Annotated in this window: 18 protein-coding genes and 1 pseudogene; all 19 read left to right on the forward strand. The window is 71.5% G+C overall.

From position 1 onward, the window contains the following. Positions 1 to 170 precede the first annotated feature (170 nt). The 19 genes and pseudogenes from ACWDX9_RS33375 (at position 171) to ACWDX9_RS33465 (ending at position 20,535) form a co-directional block, all read left to right on the forward strand. The gene (locus ACWDX9_RS33375; protein ID WP_449961032.1) at positions 171 to 1,901 is read left to right on the forward strand and encodes a peptidoglycan D,D-transpeptidase FtsI family protein; all 1,731 of its coding nucleotides are present in this window, start codon (positions 171 to 173) and stop codon (positions 1,899 to 1,901) included. Between the two features lie 40 nt (positions 1,902 to 1,941). Beyond that, complete coding sequence (locus tag ACWDX9_RS33380) at positions 1,942 to 3,480, forward strand: UDP-N-acetylmuramoyl-L-alanyl-D-glutamate--2,6-diaminopimelate ligase (protein WP_449960994.1); 1,539 nt, start codon at positions 1,942 to 1,944, stop codon at positions 3,478 to 3,480. Further along, a complete protein-coding gene (gene murF / locus ACWDX9_RS33385) occupies positions 3,480 to 5,291 on the forward strand; it encodes a UDP-N-acetylmuramoyl-tripeptide--D-alanyl-D-alanine ligase (protein ID WP_449960996.1) in 1,812 nt (603 codons plus the stop codon). Before ACWDX9_RS33380 ends, murF begins: the two co-directional genes overlap by 1 nt. Continuing rightward, on the forward strand, positions 5,288 to 6,346 hold the full coding sequence (gene mraY / locus ACWDX9_RS33390) for a phospho-N-acetylmuramoyl-pentapeptide-transferase (protein WP_350729166.1): 1,059 nt from the start codon (positions 5,288 to 5,290) through the stop codon (positions 6,344 to 6,346). Before murF ends, mraY begins: the two co-directional genes overlap by 4 nt. Further along, on the forward strand, positions 6,343 to 7,719 hold the full coding sequence (gene murD / locus ACWDX9_RS33395; RefSeq protein ID WP_449960999.1) for a UDP-N-acetylmuramoyl-L-alanine--D-glutamate ligase: 1,377 nt from the start codon (positions 6,343 to 6,345) through the stop codon (positions 7,717 to 7,719). The genes mraY and murD overlap by 4 nt, the downstream gene beginning before the upstream one ends. Next, entirely contained in the window at positions 7,703 to 8,977 is a 1,275-nt protein-coding gene (gene ftsW, locus ACWDX9_RS33400; protein ID WP_449961001.1) for a putative lipid II flippase FtsW, read from the forward strand. Before murD ends, ftsW begins: the two co-directional genes overlap by 17 nt. Positions 8,978 to 8,989: 12 nt before the next feature. Continuing rightward, entirely contained in the window at positions 8,990 to 10,066 is a 1,077-nt protein-coding gene (gene murG / locus ACWDX9_RS33405; RefSeq protein WP_449961004.1) for an undecaprenyldiphospho-muramoylpentapeptide beta-N-acetylglucosaminyltransferase, read from the forward strand. Then, positions 10,063 to 11,460: a UDP-N-acetylmuramate--L-alanine ligase gene (gene murC, locus ACWDX9_RS33410; RefSeq protein WP_364251517.1), complete on the forward strand. Its 1,398-nt coding sequence runs from the start codon at positions 10,063 to 10,065 to the stop codon at positions 11,458 to 11,460. The genes murG and murC overlap by 4 nt, the downstream gene beginning before the upstream one ends. A 160-nt stretch (positions 11,461 to 11,620) precedes the next feature. Next, positions 11,621 to 12,286, forward strand: coding sequence for a cell division protein FtsQ/DivIB (locus tag ACWDX9_RS33415; protein ID WP_449961007.1), 666 nt, complete (start codon positions 11,621 to 11,623; stop codon positions 12,284 to 12,286). A 324-nt stretch (positions 12,287 to 12,610) separates the two neighbouring features. Then, complete coding sequence (gene ftsZ / locus ACWDX9_RS33420) at positions 12,611 to 14,098, forward strand: cell division protein FtsZ (RefSeq protein WP_449961010.1); 1,488 nt, start codon at positions 12,611 to 12,613, stop codon at positions 14,096 to 14,098. Between the two features lie 96 nt (positions 14,099 to 14,194). Then, positions 14,195 to 14,887: a YggS family pyridoxal phosphate-dependent enzyme gene (locus ACWDX9_RS33425; RefSeq protein WP_449961012.1), complete on the forward strand. Its 693-nt coding sequence runs from the start codon at positions 14,195 to 14,197 to the stop codon at positions 14,885 to 14,887. Positions 14,888 to 15,026: 139 nt separating this feature from the next. Beyond that, entirely contained in the window at positions 15,027 to 15,527 is a 501-nt protein-coding gene (locus tag ACWDX9_RS33430) for a cell division protein SepF (protein WP_350729179.1), read from the forward strand. A gap of 80 nt (positions 15,528 to 15,607) precedes the next feature. Further along, a complete protein-coding gene (locus ACWDX9_RS33435; RefSeq protein WP_350729181.1) occupies positions 15,608 to 15,895 on the forward strand; it encodes a YggT family protein in 288 nt (95 codons plus the stop codon). 106 nt (positions 15,896 to 16,001) lie between these two features. After that, positions 16,002 to 16,871: a DivIVA domain-containing protein gene (locus ACWDX9_RS33440; protein ID WP_350729183.1), complete on the forward strand. Its 870-nt coding sequence runs from the start codon at positions 16,002 to 16,004 to the stop codon at positions 16,869 to 16,871. 41 nt (positions 16,872 to 16,912) lie between these two features. Continuing rightward, positions 16,913 to 18,940, forward strand: a complete 2,028-nt coding sequence (locus ACWDX9_RS33445; protein WP_449961014.1) for a hypothetical protein — start codon at positions 16,913 to 16,915, stop codon at positions 18,938 to 18,940. A gap of 39 nt (positions 18,941 to 18,979) precedes the next feature. Next, positions 18,980 to 19,180, forward strand: a pseudogene (locus ACWDX9_RS33450) (hypothetical protein); the annotation flags it as partial. 46 nt (positions 19,181 to 19,226) lie between these two features. Beyond that, on the forward strand, positions 19,227 to 19,493 hold the full coding sequence (locus ACWDX9_RS33455) for a hypothetical protein (RefSeq protein WP_449961016.1): 267 nt from the start codon (positions 19,227 to 19,229) through the stop codon (positions 19,491 to 19,493). A 362-nt stretch (positions 19,494 to 19,855) separates the two neighbouring features. After that, positions 19,856 to 20,182 (forward strand): PadR family transcriptional regulator, encoded by a 327-nt coding sequence (locus ACWDX9_RS33460; RefSeq protein ID WP_363963697.1) that lies wholly within the window; start codon positions 19,856 to 19,858, stop codon positions 20,180 to 20,182. Continuing rightward, positions 20,179 to 20,535, forward strand: coding sequence for a DUF1048 domain-containing protein (locus ACWDX9_RS33465; protein ID WP_449961019.1), 357 nt, complete (start codon positions 20,179 to 20,181; stop codon positions 20,533 to 20,535). Before ACWDX9_RS33460 ends, ACWDX9_RS33465 begins: the two co-directional genes overlap by 4 nt.

Raw genomic sequence — 20,535 nt, forward strand, 5'->3', positions numbered from 1 at the left:
CGAGCAGTACTTCGGCTCGCACGAGCGCCCTGCCGTCCCCCAGATGGCGGCCTACTACCGGGACGGAGGCGGCACGGGGCAGTGAGCGGGTGGCGGCGCGCCGCGGCGGGGAGGTGCCCCCGCCCCGAGGGCCGCGCCGTCCGCCGCCGCGCCCGCCCAGGCCGCCGCTGGTGCTGCGGCTGGGCAATCCGCGCAGGCGCATCAACATCGGCCTGATCGGCATGACGTTCGTGCTGTCGATCTTCGCCGGGCGGCTGATCCAGATGCAGGGCCTCGACTCCAAGGTGTACGAGGCCGCGGCGGTGGGCCAGCGCACGCACATCGAGCAGATCCCCGCCGAGCGCGGCTCGATCACCGACGTCAACGGCCACGGCCTGGCCATCACCGTCGAGGCGCGCGAGCTGTCCATCGACCCGTCCAAGGTCACCCCCCAGACCCGGGCCAAGTGGTCCGCCCTCCTGGCCCAGCAGCTCGGCAAGAGCGAGCAGGAGATCTCCGCCAAGCTGGCCAGGACCGACACCCGCTACCAGCGCCTGGCCACGGACGTCGACCCGGTCGTGGCCACCCGCCTGCAGCAGGCCGGCGTGCCCGCGCTGGCGGCGAAGAAGACCTACCGCAGGCTCTACCCGGCGGGCGACCTGGCGGGCAGCCTCATCGGGTTCGTCGGCGACGAGGGCGCCGGGCTGGGCGGCATCGAGCAGGCCAGGAACACCCTGCTGGCCGGCCAGGACGGCGAGCAGCGCGTCGAGACGGGCCGCGACGGCCTGCGCATCCCGATGACCAGCAGCCAGCACACCGCCCCCGTCAACGGCCAGGACGTGCGGCTGACGATCGACCGCGACATCCAGTGGGCCGCCCAGGAGTCGATCGCCGAGCAGGTCGAGAAGGCCGGCGCCGACAGCGGCACCGTGATCGTCATGGACGTGCAGAGCGCCCAGATCATCGCCATGGCCAACGCCCCCGAGCTCGACCTGAACAACTGGCGCAAGGCCCCCGCGTCCGCGTACGTCAACAAGGCCGCCGCCGACGTGTTCGAGCCCGGCAGCACCAACAAGGTGATCACCGCCGCCGCCGCGATCGAGGGCGGCGCGGTGACACCCGACACGGTGTTCCAGGTCCCCGACCGGATCAAGTGTGCCGACCAGGTGCTGCGCGACGCGCACCCGCACAAGGCCGAGTCGATGACGTTCCGCCAGGCCGTGGCCGAGTCCAGCAACGTGGCCACGATCATGGCCGCCCGCAAGGTCGGCAGCGAGCGCCTCTTCCGGATGCTGAAGGCGTTCGGGTTCGGGACGCGGCCGGGCGGCGGCGTGCCGAGCGCGGAGGCCGGGCTGCTGCCCGACTACAAGAACTGGTCGGGCAGCCAGAGCTGCACCGTCGCCTACGGGCAGGGCGTTTCGGTGACCGCGCTGCAGATGGCCAGCGTCTACCAGACCATCGCCAACGGCGGCGTCAAGATCGAGCCGCGGATCGTGGCCGGCACGACGGACACGTCCGGCAGGTTCGTTCCCGCTCCCGCAGGTAAGCAGACCAGGGTGGTGAGCGCGACGACGGCCAAGGAGATCACGACGATGCTGGAGACCGCGGTGAGCGCGGAGGGTACGGGAGAGCTTGCGGCCATCCCCGGCTACCGGGTGGCGGGCAAGACGGGCACGGCCAACCGCTACGATGCGAAGCTCGGCCGGTACGAGGGCTATACGGCCTCGTTCGTCGGGTTCGCGCCCGCCGACAAGCCCCGGCTGGTGGTGCTGTCGGTGCTGCAGAACCCGAAGAACGGCCACTTCGGCGGGCAGTTGGCGGCCCCCGTGTTCAAGGATGTGATGACGTTCGCCATCAAGAGCAAGAAGATTCCTCCCACAGGCTCCGCCGCGCCGCCGGTGCGGATGCGCGCGGGACAGTGACCAGGGAAGGTACGCTCTCGCCGTGCGTCCCCCGTCGTCTATGCGTCCTACGACCAGCCCGCCCCGCCCGCTGACCGGGCTCGCGACCATGCTCGACGCCGACTCAGGCACGTCGCGGTCGCCTCATGCCGCCCTGACCGGCGTCACCATCGACTCCCGCGACGTCAGTCGCGGAGATCTCTACGTGGCGTTGCCCGGCAAACAGGCCCACGGAGCCGCCTTCGCCGCCGAGGCGATGGCGAAGGGAGCGGTGGCGGTGCTCACCGACCGCGCCGGCCGCGACGAGGCCGTCGCGACCGGGCTGCCGGTGCTGATCGTGCCCGACCCGCGCGCCCTGCTCGGGCAGATCTCCTCCTGGGTGTACGGGCAGCCGGCCCACGACATCCAGATCCTCGGAGTCACCGGCACCAGCGGCAAGTCCACCACCACGTTCATGATCGAGGCCGGCCTGCGGGCGGCCGGGCACCGGGCCGGCCTGGTGGGCGGCGTCGAGATCCGCGCCGGCGAGGCGCGTTTCCTGCCCACGCTCACCACGCCCGAGGCGCCGCAGCTGCACGGCCTGTTCGCCCTGATGCGCGAGGAAGGCGTCAGCGCGGCCGTCATGGAGGTCTCCAGCCACGCCCTGGCGCTCGGCAGGGTCGACGGGATCTTCTACGACGTCGCCCTGTTCACCAACCTCTCCCAGGACCACCTCGACTTCCACAAGGACTTCGAGGACTACTTCGCGACCAAGGTGCGGCTGTTCCAGCCGGAGCTGAGCCGGGTCGGCGTGACCAACATCGACGACCGCTACGGGCGGGAGCTGCTCGACCTGGCGAAGGTGCCGATGACCACGTACTCGGCGCTGGGCGACCCGGAGGCCGAGTGGCGGGCGCTGGACGCCCGGCTGGGCGCCGACGGCAGCGCGTTCAGGGTCGTGGGGCCCGGCGGGGTCGAGGCGGACGCGCAGATCGCGCTGCCGGGGCCGTTCAACGTCGCCAACGCGCTCGGCTCCATCGTCACCCTCGTCGAGGCCGGGGTGCCGCTGCACACCGCCGTGCACGGCGTGGGCACGCTCACCGGGGTTCCCGGGCGCATGCAGCGGATCACGGCCGCGGGAGACGAGTTCCAGGCCGTCGTGGACTACTCTCACAAGCCCGGCGCCGTGGAGTCGGTGCTGCGCTCGCTGCGGTCCGTCACGGCGGGCACGCTGACGATCGTGCTCGGCTGCGGCGGCGACCGCGACAAGGGCAAACGGCCCGTCATGGGCGAGCTCGCCGCCCAGCTGGCGGATGTGGCCATTTTCACGAGCGACAATCCGCGCTCGGAGGATCCGCTGGCCATTCTCGTGACGATGATGGAGGGAGCGCTCCGCGTTCCGCAGCACGACCGCGCTCATGTGATCATTGAGCCCGACCGCGCGGCCGCCATCGGCCTGGCGATCGCCCGGGCCGGGCAAGGCGACGTGATCGTCGTGGCCGGCAAGGGTCATGAGCAGGGTCAGTACATTTCAGGCGAAGTGATCCCCTTCGACGACCGTGAGGTGGTCGCGGAGGCGATCGCCGCACGCGAGGAAAGCACGGAAAGCAGGAAGCACTGATGATCCCCTTGCCTCTGGCCAGGATCGCCGAGATAACCTCGGGCGCCCTGACGGGCATGGCCGATCCCCGCGCGGTCGTCCGCGGGCCCGTCGTGATCGACTCGCGGGCCGTAGAACCGGGATCGCTGTTCGTGGCCATCAAGGGCGCGCGCGTCGACGGCCACGACTACGCCGCGCAGGCGATCAGGGCCGGAGCCGTCGCCGTGCTGGCCACCAGGCCGGTCGAGGGACCCGCGGTGATCGTGCCCGACACCGCCGCCGCGCTGGCCGAGCTGGCCACCGCCCAGGCGGCCGCGCTGCCCAAGGTCACCGTGATCGGCGTGACGGGCTCGGCGGGCAAGACCAGCACCAAGGACCTGCTGGCGCGGCTCACCGCCCGCGTCGGGCCCACGATCGCCCCCGTCGGCAGCTTCAACAACGAGCTCGGACACCCGCTGACCGTGCTGCGGGCCGACCTCGACACCCGCTTCATGGTGCTGGAGCTGGCCGCGCGCAACATCGGCCACATCAAGGACCTGACCCGCATCGCGCCGCCGGAGATCGGCGTGGTGCTCAACGTCGGCACCGCGCACCTCGGCGTGTTCGGCGGCAAGGAGGCCATCGCCAAGGCCAAGGGCGAGCTGGTCGAGGCGCTGCCGCGCACCGGCGTGGCCGTCCTGAACGCCGACGACCCGCTGGTGCGGGCCATGGCCTCGCGCACGGACGCGCGGGTCACGTTCTTCGGCCGGGGCGAGTCGGCCTCGATCCGCGCGGAGGGCGTCACGGTCGACGCCCGCGGGCGGGCCTCCTTCACGCTGCGCACTCCCTCGGGGTCGGCGCCCGTGTCGCTCCAGCTGTACGGGGAGCACGCCGTCGAGAACGCCCTGGCCGCCGCCGCGGCCGGTTACGAGCTGGGCCTGCCGGTGGCGACCATCGCCGCCGAGCTGTCGCAGGCCACGCCGCTCAGCCGGTGGCGGATGGAGGTCACGGACCGGGCCGACGGGGTGACGGTCGTCAACGACGCGTACAACGCCAATCCCGACTCGATGCGGGCGGCGTTCGCGGCGTTCGAGGTGCTGGGCCGGGGACGGCGGCGCTTCGCCGTCATCGCGGCGCTGCGCGAGCTGGGCGAGGAGGGCCCCGTGCTCAACGCGGAGCTGGGCCGGCTGGCCGGCGGCTCCGGCCTGGCCGGACTCATCGTGGCCGGCCCCGACGCGGGTCCGGTGCTGGAAGGGGCCTCCGCCGCCGCGGCGGAGGCCCAGGCGGCCGCTCAGGCGGCCCTGGACGCCCAGGCGGCGGCCCAGGCCGCGGCCGGAGCCCCGCAGGCGCCCGCCCCCCACCAGGACGCGCCTCAGGGCTGGCACGGGCCTTCCCCCGACCAGGGCTGGCACGGGCCCGCCCAGGACCAGGGCTGGCATGGACCCGCTCAGGACCAGGGCTGGCACGGGCCGTCCCCCGAGCAGGGGCCCCCGCAGCCTGGCTGGCAGGCGCCGGACGCCGGTGGCGTGCCGCCGCAGGGCTGGCAGGCGCCTCCGGCGGGTGGACCCATGCCCGGACAGCCGCCGGTGGGCGGGCCTCCCATGGGTGCGGCTCCCTTCGGCGGCGTGCCCGCCGGGCCTCACGTGGGCGGGCCGGTGGCCGGGGCGCCACCCGGTGGCGGGGCCGCGTATCCTGCGCAGGCGATGCGAATTGTGCACGTGCCCGATGCCGAGGCGGCCGCGGCCGAGCTGGCCGGATGGCTGCGGCCGGGTGACGCGGTGCTGGTGAAGGGACCGAGAGCCATGGGTCTGGAACGGACGGCCGAGCTCGTGCTCGGAGGTGCCGCTCAGTGACCGAAATCATCATCGCCGGTGCGGTGGGCCTGATCCTCTCGATGCTGGGCACCCCGCTGGCGATCCGGCTGTTGTCGCGGCGCGGCTACGGCCAGGAGATCCGTGAGGACGGCGTGCAGGCCCACCTCGGCAAGCGGGGCACCCCCACGATGGGCGGCATCGTGTTCGTGCTGGCCTCGCTGCTCGCCTACGGCGCCTCCCACCTGGCCACCTTCGCCGCGCCCACCGTGTCGGGCATGCTGGTGCTGTTCCTGATGACGGGGCTCGGCGCGGTCGGGTTCCTCGACGACTTCATCAAGATCTACAAGCAGCGCAGCCTCGGCCTCCGCAGCGGCGCCAAGGCGCTCGGCCAGCTCGTCGTCGGCGCGGTCTTCGCGTTCCTGGTGGTTCGTCAGCCGAACATCTACGGCATCACCCCCGCCGAGACCCGGGTGTCGTTCCTGCGGGACATCGGCCCGTCGATCGGCATCGTCGGGTTCACCATCTGGGTGCTCTTCATGATCGTCGGGTTCTCCAACGCGGTGAACCTCACCGACGGTCTCGACGGCCTGGCCAGCGGCGCGACCGGCGTCGTGCTGGCCGCGTACGTGCTGATCGGCAACTGGCAGCTGCGCAACAACTGCATCGACCAGCTCGGCCCCAACTGCTACTGGGTGCGCGACCCGCTCGACCTGGCCGTGGTGGCCGCGGCCGTGCTCGGGGCGCTGATCGGGTTCCTGTGGTGGAACGCCCCGCCCGCCCGCATCTTCATGGGCGACACCGGCTCGCTGGCTCTGGGCGGTGTGCTGGCCGGCCTGGCCATCGCCACCCGCACCCAGCTCCTGCTGATCATCCTGGCCGGCCTGTGCGTGATCATCACCCTGTCGGTCATCATCCAGGTCGGGTTCTTCAAGATGACCGGGAAACGGGTGTTCAGGATGGCGCCGTTGCAGCACCACTTCGAGCTGAAGGGCTGGGCCGAGACCACGATCGTGGTCAGGTTCTGGCTGGTCGCGATGCTCTGCTCGGCCCTCGGGCTCGGGCTGTTCTACGTCGAGTGGATGCCCAAGCCATGAGTGTCACGTGCGTGGCCGGGCTCGGCGTGTCCGGCACCGCCGTGGCGCGGGCGCTGGCCGAGCGCGGCGAGCGCGTCGTGGTCGTGGAGGCGGTGGAGGGCGAGCGCCAGCTCGCCGCCGCCGCCGAGCTGGCCGCGGCCGGAGTGGAGACCCGCTTCGGCGCGATGGAGATCCCGGAGGGCGTGACCCGCCTGGTCACCACCGGCTGGGCGCCGCACCACCCGCTGATCGCCGCCGCGCTCGAGGCGGGCGTCGAGGTCGTGGGGGAGGTGGAGCTGGCCTGGCGGCTGCGGCCGGCGCAGGCGGCCCCGTGGCTCGCGCTGACCGGCACCAACGGCAAGACCACCGCCGTACGCATGCTGACCTCCATCCTGCTGGCCGCCGGGCACAAGGCCCTGGCCGTCGGGAACGTGGGCGTCCCCGTGGTGCGGGCCGTCGCCGAGCCGTACGACGCGCTGGCCGTCGAGCTGTCCAGCTTCCAGCTCCACTGGTCCAGCACGCTGGCCCCGCACGCCGCGGCCATCCTCAACGTGGCCCCCGACCACCTCGACTGGCACGGCTCCATGGAGGAGTACGCCGCCGCCAAGGGCCGCATCTTCGAGCGGGCCGGGCACGTGATCTACAACGCCGACGATCCCGAGGCCACGAGGCTGGCCGCGCCCTATCCGGGAGCGGTCGGGTTCACGCTGCGGGTGCCCAGGCGCGGCGAGATCGGCGTCGTGGAGGACCTGCTGGTCGACCGGGCGTTCGTGGCCGATCCCGTGGAGGCGGCCGAGGAGCTGGCGACGCTGGAGGACGTACGGCCCTTCGCGCCGCACAACGTGGCCAACGCGCTGGCCGCCGCCGCCCTGGCCCGCTCGCTCGGCGTGCCGTCGGAGGCGGTGCGCCAGGGGCTGCGCGACTTCGTGCCCGACCCCCACCGCCTCGCCCACGTCGACCGGGTCGGCGAGGTCGACTACATCGACGACTCCAAGGCGACCAACCCGCACGCCGCCGCCGCGGCGCTGGCCTCGTACCCGTCGATCGTGTGGGTCGCGGGCGGGCAGCTCAAGGGCGCGGACGTCGACGACCTGGTACGCCAGGCGGCCCCCAGACTGCGCGGAGCGGTGCTGCTCGGGGCAGATCGGGACAGGATCGCCGAAGCCATCGCGCGACACGCGCCGAATGTCCCCGTCGTGGACATCGCTGATCGGGACACTGGTGCGATGGAAAGAGTCGTCACCGAAGCCGCCCGGCTGGCCTCGCCCGGGGACACCGTGCTGCTCTCCCCGGCGGGGGCCTCGCTCGACATGTTCGCCAACTACCCGGCGCGGGGGGAGGCCTTCGCGCGCGCCGTACGCGAGCTGAGGCTGCGACGTGAGCGCGAGCGCTGAGGAGCCGCGCGCCGTCGAGGGGCCGGGCGGCTGGGCGCGGGAGCAGCTCGGGTCGCTGAAGGAGCTGCTCGACAAGCCGCTGACGACGTACTACCTGATCATCATGTGCAGCGCGCTGCTGCTCGCGCTCGGCCTGATGATGGTGCTGTCGGCCTCCAGCGTCGAGGCGCTGCAGAAGACCGGCAGCCCGTTCTCGTGGTTCTTCAAGCAGTCGCTGTCGGCCGCGGTGGGCCTGCCGGTGATGTGGGCCTGCTCGCGGCTGCCGGCCAAGTTCTTCCGCTGGGCCGGCTACCCCATGATGGCGCTGTCGATCCTGGCGCTGGTCATGGTGCTGTTCATCGGCTCGTCCGAGCTGGGCGCGCAGCGGTGGATCTACATCGGCCCGTTCACCCTCCAGCCGTCCGAGCCGGCCAAGCTCGGGCTCGTGCTGTGGGGGGCCGACCTGCTGGCCAGGCGGGCGCGGCAGGGCCGCATCGAGTGGCGGCAGCTGCTGATCCCGCTCATGCCCGGCACCGCGATCCTGGCCGTCATGGTCATGCTCGGCCGCGACCTGGGCACCACGCTGGTGCTGTTCATGATCTTCCTGGCGCTGCTGTGGGTGGTGGGGGCGCCGATCAAGCTGTTCGGCGGCATCCTGTCGCTGGCGGTGCTCGCCGCGGTCATCATGATCAAGGTGGAACCGTACCGGATGGCGCGCATCGGGGCCTACCTCAACCCGTGGGCCGACGCGCAGAACGCCGGATACCAGGCCGTGCAGGGCCAGATCGCGATGGGCTCGGGCAGCTGGTTCGGGCTCGGACTCGGCGCGAGCCGCCAGAAGTGGAACTGGCTGCCCCACGGCGAGAGCGACTTCATCTTCGCCATCCTCGGCGAGGAGCTCGGGCTGATGGGCACGCTGATGGTGGTGGCGCTGTTCGGGCTGCTCGGGTACGCCGGGCTGCGCGTCGCCGTCCGCGTCAACGACCCCTTCACCAGGCTCGCCGCCGCCGCCATGGTGGCCTGGATCGTCGGGCAGGCGACCGTCAACATGGGCGCCGTGCTCAGCGTCCTGCCGATCACCGGCATCCCCCTGCCGCTGGTCTCGTACGGCGGCTCCTCGTTGCTGCCCACGCTCGCCGCGCTCGGCATGCTGCTGTCGTTCGCCAAACGCGAGCCTGGCGCGAGGGAGGCCTTGAAGGCTCGTGGCCCCGGACCGGCCGCCCGGGCCCTAAGCTGGCTTGGCCTGGGGGGTACGACCAAAGGCCGAGCGACACGTTAGGGAGTGACCGAGATGAGGGTGGTCCTCGCCGGTGGTGGGACGGCCGGGCACATCGAGCCCGCGCTCGCCCTTGCGGACGCGCTGCGCCATCTTGACCGGAGCGTCGGCATCACCTGCATGGGCACCGAGCGCGGTTTGGAGACGAGGCTGGTGCCCGCCAGGGGCTACGAGCTGGCGCTGGTGCCGGCCGTGCCGCTGCCCAGGGCGATCACTCCGAGCCTGCTCACCGTGCCGGGCCGGCTGGCCGGGGCGATCAACGCCGCGGCCGGCATACTCGACCGGGTCCAGGCCGACGTCCTCGTGGGCTTCGGCGGCTACGTCGCGACCCCCGCCTACCTGGCGGCCAAGCGGCGCGGCGTGCCGATCGTCGTGCACGAGGCCAATCCGCGCCCCGGCCTGGCCAACCGGCTGGGCGCCCGGCTCACCGAGCACGTCTTCTCCGGCTTCCCCGAGGCCGCGATGCCCAAGGCCGAGTACATCGGCACCCCGCTGCGCCGCGAGATCGTCACGCTCGACCGGCTGTCGGCGGGCGACAAGGCGCGCTCCTGGTTCGGGCTGGAGAACGACCGGCCGACGCTGCTGGTCTTCGGCGGCTCGCAGGGCGCCAGGTCGCTCAACCAGGCCGCGCTCGCCGCCGCGCCCGTGCTGCGCAGCGCGGGCGTGCAGGTGCTCCACGTGCTCGGCCCGAACAACACCGTCGACCGCGAGCCGCCGCCGGGCGACCCGCAGTACGTGCTGCTGCCCTACGTCGACCGCATGGACGTCGCCTACGCGGCCGCGGACTTCGCGCTGTGCCGCGCCGGCGCGCTGTCGTGCGCGGAGCTGACCGCGGTGGGGCTGCCGGCCGCGTACGTGCCGCTGCCGCACGGCAACGGCGAGCAGGCCATCAACGCCGGGCGCATCGCCCGGGGCGGCGGCGGCCTGATGGTCGACGACGCCCAACTGACACCCGAATGGATCATCCACAACGTGCTGCCCATCCTCCGTGACCCCGAGCGGGTCGCGGCCATGTCGGAGGCCGCCTCCAGACTTGGCCGGAAGGACGCCGATATCATGCTTGCCCGGAAAGTGTTGGAGATAGCCCGATGAGTCTCGTCAAGCTGGTCGATCCCATTGCCGTAGCGGATCTGGGGCGGGTGCACTTCATCGGCATCGGCGGCGCGGGCATGTCGGGCATCGCCCGCATCCTCCTCAAGCGCGGCGTGCGGGTGTCCGGCAGCGACGCGCGCAGCTCCGAGCTGATCACCGAGCTGCGCGAGCTGGGCGCCACGGTCCACATCGGCCACGCCGCCTCGCACATCAAGGACGTCGACACCGTGGTCGTCTCCACCGCCATCCGCGACTCCAACCCCGAGCTGGGCGAGGCGCTCAAGCAGGGGCTGCGGATCATCCCGCGGGCCGCCGCGCTGGCCTCCGTCATGGCCGGGCGCACCGCCGTGGCCATCGCGGGCACCCACGGCAAGACCACGACCAGCTCGATGCTGACCGTGGCCCTGCAGAAGTGCGGCGCCGACCCGTCCTACTGCGTGGGCGGGCAGCTCGTCACCACCGGGCTCGGCGCCGACGAGGGGCAGGGCCAGGTGTTCGTGGCCGAGGCCGACGAGAGCGACGGCTCCTTCCTCATGCTCGCGCCCGACATCGCCGTGGTGACCAACGTCGAGGCCGACCACCTCGACAACTACGGCGACCCGGGGGCCGTGCACGCCAGCTTCGCCCGCTTCGCCGAGCGGGTGGGCTCGCTGCTGATCGCGTGCGCCGACGACCCGGGCGCCGCCGAGCTGGCGCACCGGGCGCGCGAGCGGGGGCTGCGGGTCAAGACGTACGGGGTCGAGGGCGAGGACTACCGCGTGAGCGGGATCAGGCCCGACGGGTTCGGCACGGTCTTCGGCATCGAGGGCAGGGGCGAGGTCCGGCTGGCCGTCCCCGGGGCGCACAACGCGCTCAACGCCACCGCGGTGATCGCCGTGGCCGACGAGCTGGGGCTGCCCTTCGAGGAGATCAGAGAGGGGCTGGGGGCCTTCACGGGGGCCAAGCGGCGCTTCGAGGCCAAGGGCGAGGCCGGGGGCATCGCGGTCTTCGACAGCTACGCGCACCACCCGACCGAGCTCACCGCCGACCTGAAGGCCGCCCGCGACGTGGTCGCCTCCTACTCCGGCCACGGCCGGGTCATCGCGATCTTCCAGCCGCACCTCTACTCGCGCACCCGGTTCTTCGCCGACGAGTTCGGCGCGGCGCTCGCGCTGGCCGACGAGGCCATCGTGCTCGACGTCTACGGGGCCCGCGAGGATCCGGAGCCGGGCGTCTCGGGCGCGATGGTGGCCGGGAAGGTGCCGCTGCCTCCGGAGCGGGTCGCGTACGCGCCCGACCGGGCCCTGGTGCCCGCGATGGTGGCCGAGCGGGCGCGGCCCGGCGACATCGTGCTCACCATGGGCGCGGGCGACGTCACGGAGCTCGGCCCCCAGATCGTGGCCCGCCTCTCCTGACACCCCCTGCGGGCTGACGGCGCGCGAGCGCCGACGGGAGCGCGGTGCGTCCCGTTGGGGGGCGTTTGGGCGTGGCGCGCGATGCCGTGCGGCGCGTCGGCGTAGGTTCTGTGCCGACGCTCGGGGGCCGGAAACCTCGGGGGCCGACATGGGGAGGGCGATGAAGGCGAGGACCGCGTTCCTGGGGCTGCTGACTGCGGGAGTGGTGGGTACGGCCGCCTGGCTGGTGTTCTTCTCACCGGTGCTGGGCGTGCGCTCGATCGAGATCGTGGGAAATCTCACAGTGCCGAGCGAGCGCATCAAACAGCAGGCCGGCGTGCCGGACCTCCATCCCCTCGCGACCGTCAACCTCGCCGACGTCGAGACCCGCGTGCTGGGCATCAGGCAGCTCGCCAAGGCGAAGGTGGACCGGATCTGGCCGGGCACGCTCAAGATCGAAGTGGTTGAGCGCGAGCCCGTCGCCGCGATCCCCGCGGGCGGCAAGGTGGCGATCGTCGACAAGCAGGGCGTGGTGATCGAGGTCAGGTCCGCGGCGCCGCCCATGCTGCCGGTGCTCAAGGTCGACAACCCCGCCGTCGGCGACCCGGCCATGATGGCGGCGCTGCAGGTCATCCAGGCGGTCCCGGGCGTGGTGGCGCCCAAGGTCCGGGAGGTCCGCGCGGGCACGGCCGAGGGCGTGACCCTGCTGCTGTCCGACGGGCGCACCGTCATCTGGGGCGGCGCCGACCGTCCCAAGGAGAAGGCGCGCATTCTTACATCGCTGCTCAAACGAGAAAAAGCCACGGTGTACGACGTCAGTTCCCCGGACGTGGTGACGCTGAAGTGATCAAGACTGGGCAAGTGCCCGGCAACGGCATCGCCCAGCTTGTGCGAGGTGGGGGTCGCGGCGTGAGAGCCTTAAGTCGTACGTCGGGCCAGGAGCCCCCGACCAGGCGCGACTTCGGAGCGAAACGGACAGCCCGCGACACGCCGGACGTGCTTGCGGCGCGGTTAGTTGACCCGCCAGGTAGGGGACTCCTACTGTCCGTATCAATCCTCAGGTTGACATAAATCTAAATCTCAACCTGAGGTTGAGAGTTACCCGAAGTGACAAAAAGCGGAGACAATCCGCACCGAAATGGCAAGTCAACGAGCGGAAAGGCCCCTCGTCGTGGCAGCACCGCAGAACTACCTCGCGGTCATCAAGGTCGTCGGCATCGGCGGCGGCGGAGTCAACGCCGTCAACCGGATGATCGAGGAGGGACTCAAGGGCGTCGAGTTCATCGCGATAAACACCGACGCCCAGGCGCTGCTGATGAGTGACGCCGATGTGAAACTCGACGTGGGCCGTGAGCTCACGCGCGGACTGGGCGCGGGCGCCAACCCCGACGTGGGGCGCAAGGCGGCCGAGGACCACCGCGAGGAGATCGAGGAGGTCCTCAAGGGGGCCGACATGGTCTTCGTCACGGCCGGCGAGGGTGGTGGCACCGGCACGGGCGGCGCGCCCGTCGTGGCCAACATCGCCCGGTCGCTCGGCGCGCTCACCATAGGTGTCGTGACCCGGCCGTTCAGCTTCGAGGGACGGCGCAGGGCCATGCAGGCCGAGGCCGGCATCGAGACGCTGCGCGACGAGGTCGACACGCTGATCGTGATCCCCAACGACCGCCTGCTGTCGATCTCCGACCGGCAGGTGAGCGTGCTCGACGCGTTCAAGGCGGCGGACCAGGTGCTGCTGTCCGGTGTCCAGGGCATCACCGACCTGATCACCACCCCTGGTCTGATCAACCTCGACTTCGCCGACGTCAAGTCGGTCATGTCGGGCGCCGGTTCCGCCCTCATGGGCATCGGCCACGCCCGCGGCGACGACCGTTCGGTGGCGGCGGCCGAGATGGCGGTCTCCAGCCCGCTGCTGGAGGCCAGCATCGACGGCGCCCACGGCGTGCTGCTGTCGATCGCGGGCGGCTCCGACCTCGGTCTGTTCGAGATCAACGAGGCCGCGCAGCTCGTGTCCATGGCGGCCGCGCCGGACGCCAACATCATCTTCGGTACGGTCATCGACGACGCGCTCGGCGACGAGGTCCGCGTGACGGTGATCGCGGCCGGGTTCGACGACGTGCCGCCTCCGGTGGAGAAGCCGCTGCCCCGCCCGGCGAGCCGTCCCGCCGCCCCGCCGGCCGCGCCGCCCGTGTCGTCCCCTGTGCGGCCGAGCGTCGCGTCCCCCAGCGTGAAGTCGGAGCAGCCCGGGCTGCGCCCTGAGCCGCGCGCTGAGGTGCGTCCGGAGCCGCGTACGGACTTCCGGCCCGAGCCGCGCGCCGAGTTCCGTCCTGAGCCCCGTCCGGAGCCGCGGGCCGAGTTCAGGGCCGACCCCCGGCCGGAGCCGCGCGCGGAGTTCAGGGCGGATCCCCGCCCGGAGCCCCGTCCCGAGCCGCCGCGGCCGGAGCCGGTGCGCCCGGTGGAGTCGGCGCAGATCCCCGGGTCCGTGGACGACGAGCCGCTGGCCGACGAGCCGTCCGGCCCCGTCTCCATCCCCCGGCCCACGCCCGAGCCCGCCAACCCGCCCACGCCCATCACCTCCCGCATGTCGGAGCCCGCCAAACGTCCTCGGGTGATCTTCGAGGAACAGGAAGAGGAGCTCGACGTCCCCGACTTCCTCAAATAGCCCGGTAGCCTGACGCCGCTCCCCGGCAGGGATCCGGGAGCGGCGCCGTCGTGCGCGAGGCGTACCGCACGGGCGTGTAGTGAAAGGGAGGGCCACGTGAGAAGGGACGAGATCGCGGCCGGGCTCGCCGAGGTCGACACGCGCATCGCGGCGGCCTGCCGGGCGGTGGGTCGTGACCGGGGCGAGGTCACGCTGATCGCCGTCACCAAGACCCGCCCGGCCGAGGACGTGCGCATTCTGGCCGAGCTGGGCGTGCGCGACGTCGGCGAGAACCGGGACCAGGAGGCCGCGCCCAAGGCGCAAGAGCTTGCGGACCTGCCGCTGACCTGGCATTTCGTCGGCCAGCTCCAGACGAACAAGGTCCGCTCGGTCGTCGCCTACGCCGACGTGATCCACTCCGTCGACCGGCTCCGGCTGGTGGAGGCGATCAGCAAGGAGGCGGTCCGCCAGGGCCGCAGGGTCGGCTGTCTCATCCAGGTCGCGCTCGACGACGACCCCGAAAGGGGCGGCGCCCGCGCCGCGGACGCGCTGGAGCTGGCCGACGAGGTGGCGCTGGCCGAGGGGCTGTGGCTGGGCGGCATCATGGCCGTGGCGCCGCTGGGGGAGGAGCCCGCCAAGGCGTTCGCCAGGTTGCGTGACGTGGCCACGCGACTGGAGGAGCAGCACCCGCGGGCCACGATGATTTCGGCCGGTATGAGCGAGGACCTCGCCGAAGCCATCGCGTACGGCGCGACACACGTGCGGGTCGGTACGGCGTTGCTCGGTCGTCGCAAGCCCTTCGTCAGGTAATGTCCCCTCAAGTGGGTCTTCAGGCCCATGACCAAGTAGAGGTCGATCAGCGGTGAGCTCCAAGGGGGTACGGCTACCGCCTCGGGATCCGGTGTCGGGCTCGAGCGAGTGCGACCGTGAGCAGGAGGACGACGTAGCGATGGCCGGCGCGATGCGCAAGATGGCGGTCTACCTCGGTCTCGTGGAGGACGACCGCTACGAGAGGTACGAAACCTACCCGGACGACTACGCCTACGAGGACGAGGTGCAGCGGCCCGGCGACGAGCGGCCCGTAGCGGTCCAGGAACGCGACGAGGAGCCCGAGGCGGGGGTGCCCGCGCCCAGACCCGCCACGACGATCCTGGAGCGCCGCACGACCGATCTGGCCCGCATCACGACACTCCACCCCCGGACGTACAACGAGGCGCGTACCATCGGAGAGCACTTCCGAGACGGCACCCCGGTCATCATGAACCTGACCGAGATGGTTGACAGCGACGCCAAGCGTCTGGTCGATTTCGCGGCAGGTCTGGTCTTTGGCCTACATGGCAGCATTGAACGTGTTACCAACAAGGTGTTCCTGTTGTCCCCTGCCAATGTCGAGGTGACCGCCGAGGACAAGGCCCGAATCGCGGAACGCGGGTTCTTCAATCAGAGTTAGAGTCTCTGTATGTCTATCGCACCCAACCGGGTCTCGCCGAGACCGGGAGGGCACATCGGGAGTGGAGGCGCGGCCGGGCCGTGGGGATCGTAAGCCAGATCTTGGTCGTAGTCCTGTCTCTCTACCTGGTGCTGCTCATCGGCAGAATGATCTTCGAGACGGTGCAGGCTTTCGCCCGTCAGTGGCGCCCCTCCGGCATCGTCCTGGTGCTGGCCGAAGCCACTTACACCGCAACTGACCCACCTCTCAAGTTCCTCCGCCGTTTCATTCCCCCGCTCCGGTTGGGTACGGTGGCCTTTGACCTAAGCTTCACTGTCCTGTTCATCGCCGTGCTGCTGCTGATCCAGATCGTGGGGATGCTGCGATGACGGGGGCGGTGTGGCGCAGGTCGTGATCCAACTCGTGTCCGCGCTGAAGTGATTCGGGTTACCGTCCCTCCGGACAGACTCCAAAGCGCGCCAAGGAGACCAAAAAATGCCGCTGACGCCCGCTGATGTGCGGAACAAGCAGTTCAGTACCACCCGGTTGCGGCCGGGCTACGACGAGGAAGAGGTCGACGCCTTCCTCGACGAGGTGGAGGCTGAGCTCGACCGTCTGATCCAAGAGAACGAAGAGCTCCGCGCCAAGCTGGCCGAGTGCCTGCGGGGGAAGGTGCCGGGCGGCATGAACATGCCCATGGCCTCCGCCCCGGTCCAGGAGCAGCCCAAGCCCGAGATGATGGCTCCACCGCCCCAGCCGGAGCCCATGCGCGCCCCCGAGCCGCCGCCTGTGCAGCAGCCGGTCCCCGTCATGAACATGCCTCCCGCCGAGGACAACATGGACACGGCGGCCCGTGTGCTCGCCCTCGCCCAGCAGACCGCCGACCAGGCGATCTCCGACGCCCGCCGGGAGGCGGACGAGACGGTCACCCGCGCCCGCCGCGAGGCCGACGAGATCCTCACCAAGGCACGCCGCCAGGCCGAGCAGGTCATCGGCGACGCCCGCGCCCGCGCCGAGACGCTCGAGCGTGACGCGCAGGAGCGCCACCGCCAGGCGATGGGCTCGCTGGTGCAGACCCGCGACGAGCTCGAGCGCAAGGTCGAGGAGCTGCGCAGCTTCGAGCGCGAATACCGCAGCAGGCTCAAGCTCTACCTGGAAAACCAGCTCGCCGAGCTCAACGTCTCCGCTGAGGGCAGCGGTGGGTTCCCGGTGATGTCCGGTGGTCCGGCGGGTCAGGCTCCCGCGATGTCGCACGCCGTGTCGCAGGGCCAGCCGCCGCTTCCCGGTGGTCCCAGCCCGTTCGGTGGCGAGGCTCCCCAGGGTGTCTTCCCCGGCGGTGACGGTCCCCACAACGACCGCCGGTAAAGTAGCGGGTCACTAGGACCTGTCACTCGAAAGAGCCCCCTGTGATCCTTATCAGTGCTGGTTTGGTGCTCGCGGCGGTCGTGTTGCTGATCGCGGGCTTCGTACTGGCTAAGCCGTTCCTGATCATGTGGTCCATCGTGGTCAGCGTGCTGTCTGCGCTGTTCCTCGTGATCGGGGCGTTCCTGCGGCGAAACGAGCTTTTTCCCGGTGGTGGGCAGGCCGCTGCGCCGGCCACCCCCCCGAAAGGGCTCATGCCGCCGGGCCCCGGCTCGCCGTACAGCCAGACCGGCCCCATGGGTCATCAGCCCCCACCGCGACCCCATCCGCATCCGCAGACGCCGCAGCGGACGGCGACCGTTCCCGCCGCCGCACCCCGCCGCCCCGCGGCGAGTGGCATCTCGCCGGATGCGATCGTGTTGGTGATCCCCGGACGCAAGCGCTACCACGTGTCCGGCTGCCGACAGCTGAGCGGCCGGGACAACGAGGAGCTCACGTACGAGGAGGCACGCGAGGAGGGCTTCACGCCCTGCACGGCGTGCCTGCCTGACGCCGCGCTCGGCGGACGGCAGCTGCCGCCTGCCGCCGACCCCGAGCCCGTCGTCGCCCCCGGCGCCGCCGTCACGGCGGCGAGCCGGGCGGAAGACTCCGCGGAGACCCGCGACGTACGTCCGCCGGTCGCCCCGCCGAAGCCTGCCGCGAAGGCTTCCACCCCCGACCCGGAGCCCGCCTCCCGCGAGGAAGGCGCCACCGCGTGGTTCGGCCGCTCGTCCACCTCCTCCGCCGCCGAATCGGATGACGATCAGGCGGACGCGGAGACTTCATATTTCCGGCCGCCGCCTTCCGCGCGCAGGCCCGGTTCGCCCTCCGCCGCTCCGGAAGGTCCCGCCACGGGAGCCCCCGGCAAGGCCGGAGCACCCGCGGCCAAGCCTTCGCAGCGCACCGGCTCGCCGGAACAGCCCGGCACCAAGCCCGGCCGGCCCACGGACACACCCCGTCCGTCCGGCACCAAGCCCGGCCAGCCCGGCCAGCCCACCGGCTCGCCCGAGCAGCCCGGCACCGAGCCCGGCCGTCCTGGCGACAAGCCTGGGCAGACCGGCGGCCCGTCGCCGAAGCCGGGATCGACCGGTGCCCGGCCGGGACAGCCCGCAGGTGGGCCCTCTTCGGAGGCGACCGACGAGGACGATTCCGCCGGGCCCGCCACGGCACCGCAGCCGCGCGTGACCTCTTCCGGGGCGCCGGTCCGCCCTGGACCCTCGGGTGGGGCCTCCGGGCCGTCACAGCGTCCTGCTGGGGCCGCCAAGACGCCTGCCACGGCGCGGGAGAGCGCGACGGTGCCAGAGCGGCCCGCGTCCTCCGCCGAGTCGGAGGCCAAGCCCAAGGGCCCGCTGCCCCCGGGCCCCGGCACGAGCGCCGCACGCCCTTCCGGCCCGAGCTCGGCCACCAAGCCCTCGGCAACGGAAAAGTCCGGCCCCGACCGCCCGTCAGCCTCCGACCGCCCGTCAGCCCCTGACCGTCCGTCGGCCTCCGATCGGCCGTCTGCCTCTGACCGTCCGTCCGCGTCTGGGCGGCCCTCTGCGGCGAGTGGCCCGGCCAAGGCGGGCACGTCCGGCGGCGCGAGCCCGAAGCCCGGGACCTCCGGCACCGGCGGCCCTGCCGGCTCGGGGGCGAAGCCCGGCACGCCCGGCACGACGACGGGTTCGACGCCCGGATCCGCCGGCCCGGGCTCCAAGGACGACGCCACCTCCACCAAGCCGGATGTCTTCAAGGGCGAGGGGAGCGGCTCGACGCCCAAGCCCGAGACCTCGGCCAAGACCACCAAGCCTGAGACTTCCGGCTCGGCCAAGGCCGATGCCAAGTCCACCGGCTCCTCGGGTGGCGCTGAGGGCAAGGACGAGCGTTCCGGCACGGTGAAGGTCATCATCGGCACCCGCCGCTACCACAGCACCGCGTGCCCGTTGATCAGGGGCGCGGGGGAGTCGGGCGTGGAGACGATGACGCTCGCCGCGGCGGAGGCGGCCGGGCTGACGAGCTGCTCGGTGTGCCAGCACGACCGCGAGACGGTGAGCTGAGAGCCCGCCTCCCACCTGGCCGAGCACGGCCGCAGGCGAATCGCTCGTGTCCCTGGAGCGCCGCAGCACTCCTTCATCCAGCAGCGCGAGCTCGGGGTCACGCGGGCACTCGGTGAACGCGGCATCGACGGGGACGACACGCAGATGCTGATCCACGTCGAGGCCACCGAGCAGGACGGCTATCTCGCGGCGCGGCAGGCGCTGACACGGCGGCCCCGGCCGGACGGCGTCATCGTCGACGAGCCGCGCCAGGTGATGGGCTTCCTCCTGGGCGCGGCCGACCTCGGTGTATCTGTTCCCGGCGTCACCCCGTCGCTTTGTCACCGTCGTCACCGGCGTCACCGCCGTGATCGCCGTTATCGGCTACGACCTCGGCGCCAATGCGGAGTTCATGATTCCGCGGGTGTCATCGATCGATCTCGGCGACATCTCGGCGCAGGAGATCGACGTGATCCGGAACGCGGCCCCCGGCGAGGGGCTGCTGGCGGTCCAGGAGCAGGGTTTCACCCTTGCCCCGCGCGAATCCTGCGGCCACGCGGCATCGACGGCTTGATGGTGCCGCTGTAGAGCGGCTCGGTCTTCTTGACGCCGCTGCCGGCGGCAGCCCATCCGATCATCCCGGGGGCGGCGCTATGCCCCCGGGGGCGTGTCGGACGTTGGAGTTCCTCCTCGGTGTGGCGCTGACGCCTTCGTGAGCTGTGGCCGGTCCGTACCGCGTCCGGCGCAAACCGCCCTCACCTGCGCCGCCGCCTCCTCCTGCCAGGCGCTCCCGGAAGGGTCATCGGCGGGGTCGAGCACGCGCGGTGCCGATGATTCGAATCGCTTCCGTGCGCGGCATTGGTTCACTACTCCGTGCTACTGTGTACTGGTACTCGGTAGCACCGAGTACCAGGGGAAGGCGGAAGAGGACCCACGATGGACGGCCTGACAGAGATGCTGAAGGGCACGCTTGAGGGCTGCGTGCTGGAAATCATCGGCAGCGAGGAGACCTACGGGTACGCCATCACGCGTCGGCTGAACGAACTGGGCTTCGCCGATGTCGTCGAGGGGACGGTTTACACCATCCTGTTGCGGCTGGAGAAGAACGGGCTCGTCCAGGTGACGAAACGACCGTCCGGGCTGGGCCCGCCGCGCAAGTTCTATGAGCTCAATGAGGCGGGGCGCGAAGAACTCGCCACGTTTTGGGCGAAATGGGAGTACATCACATCGCGGATCGACAAGCTCAAGGAGGGCGGGAGATGAACCTCTGGGATGCCATGACAGGCAGCGATCTCACCAGGGAATGGAAGGCGTTCGAAGCTCGGGCCGCGGCATTGCCGGACGACTACCGGGCGGCGTGGGAAGAGATCAAGGGTCATCTTTTTCCCTACGGGGACTTCACGGGTCGAAACCTGATGCCGATTCTCGACGGTGCTCTGGGGCTGCTCGAAGAGACGGCGGCCGATGGGCGGAGCATTCACGAGGTGCTGGGGGACGACATCGGGGGCTTCTGCGCGGCGCTGGCCGGCGGAGAAGGGGCCCGGAGCTATCGCGACCGGTGGCGCGAGCAGTTGAACAGGAACGTCGCAAGGAAATTGGGCCGGCTAGGAGGCTGA

The organism is Nonomuraea sp. NPDC003201 (assembly GCF_053590415.1).

Excerpts from the sequence above, each read along its gene's own strand:
- ACWDX9_RS33380 (WP_449960994.1), top strand. The coding sequence starts at position 1,942 with ATGCGTCCTACGACCAGCCCGCCCCGCCCGCTGACCGGGCTCGCGACC.
- murF (WP_449960996.1), top strand. The coding sequence starts at position 3,480 with ATGATCCCCTTGCCTCTGGCCAGGATCGCCGAGATAACCTCGGGCGCC.
- murD (WP_449960999.1), top strand. The coding sequence starts at position 6,343 with ATGAGTGTCACGTGCGTGGCCGGGCTCGGCGTGTCCGGCACCGCCGTG.
- murG (WP_449961004.1), top strand. The coding sequence starts at position 8,990 with ATGAGGGTGGTCCTCGCCGGTGGTGGGACGGCCGGGCACATCGAGCCC.
- murC (WP_364251517.1), top strand. The coding sequence starts at position 10,063 with ATGAGTCTCGTCAAGCTGGTCGATCCCATTGCCGTAGCGGATCTGGGG.
- ACWDX9_RS33415 (WP_449961007.1), top strand. The coding sequence starts at position 11,621 with ATGAAGGCGAGGACCGCGTTCCTGGGGCTGCTGACTGCGGGAGTGGTG.
- ACWDX9_RS33430 (WP_350729179.1), top strand. The coding sequence starts at position 15,027 with ATGGCCGGCGCGATGCGCAAGATGGCGGTCTACCTCGGTCTCGTGGAG.
- ACWDX9_RS33440 (WP_350729183.1), top strand. The coding sequence starts at position 16,002 with ATGCCGCTGACGCCCGCTGATGTGCGGAACAAGCAGTTCAGTACCACC.
- ACWDX9_RS33460 (WP_363963697.1), top strand. The coding sequence starts at position 19,856 with ATGGACGGCCTGACAGAGATGCTGAAGGGCACGCTTGAGGGCTGCGTG.
- ACWDX9_RS33465 (WP_449961019.1), top strand. The coding sequence starts at position 20,179 with ATGAACCTCTGGGATGCCATGACAGGCAGCGATCTCACCAGGGAATGG.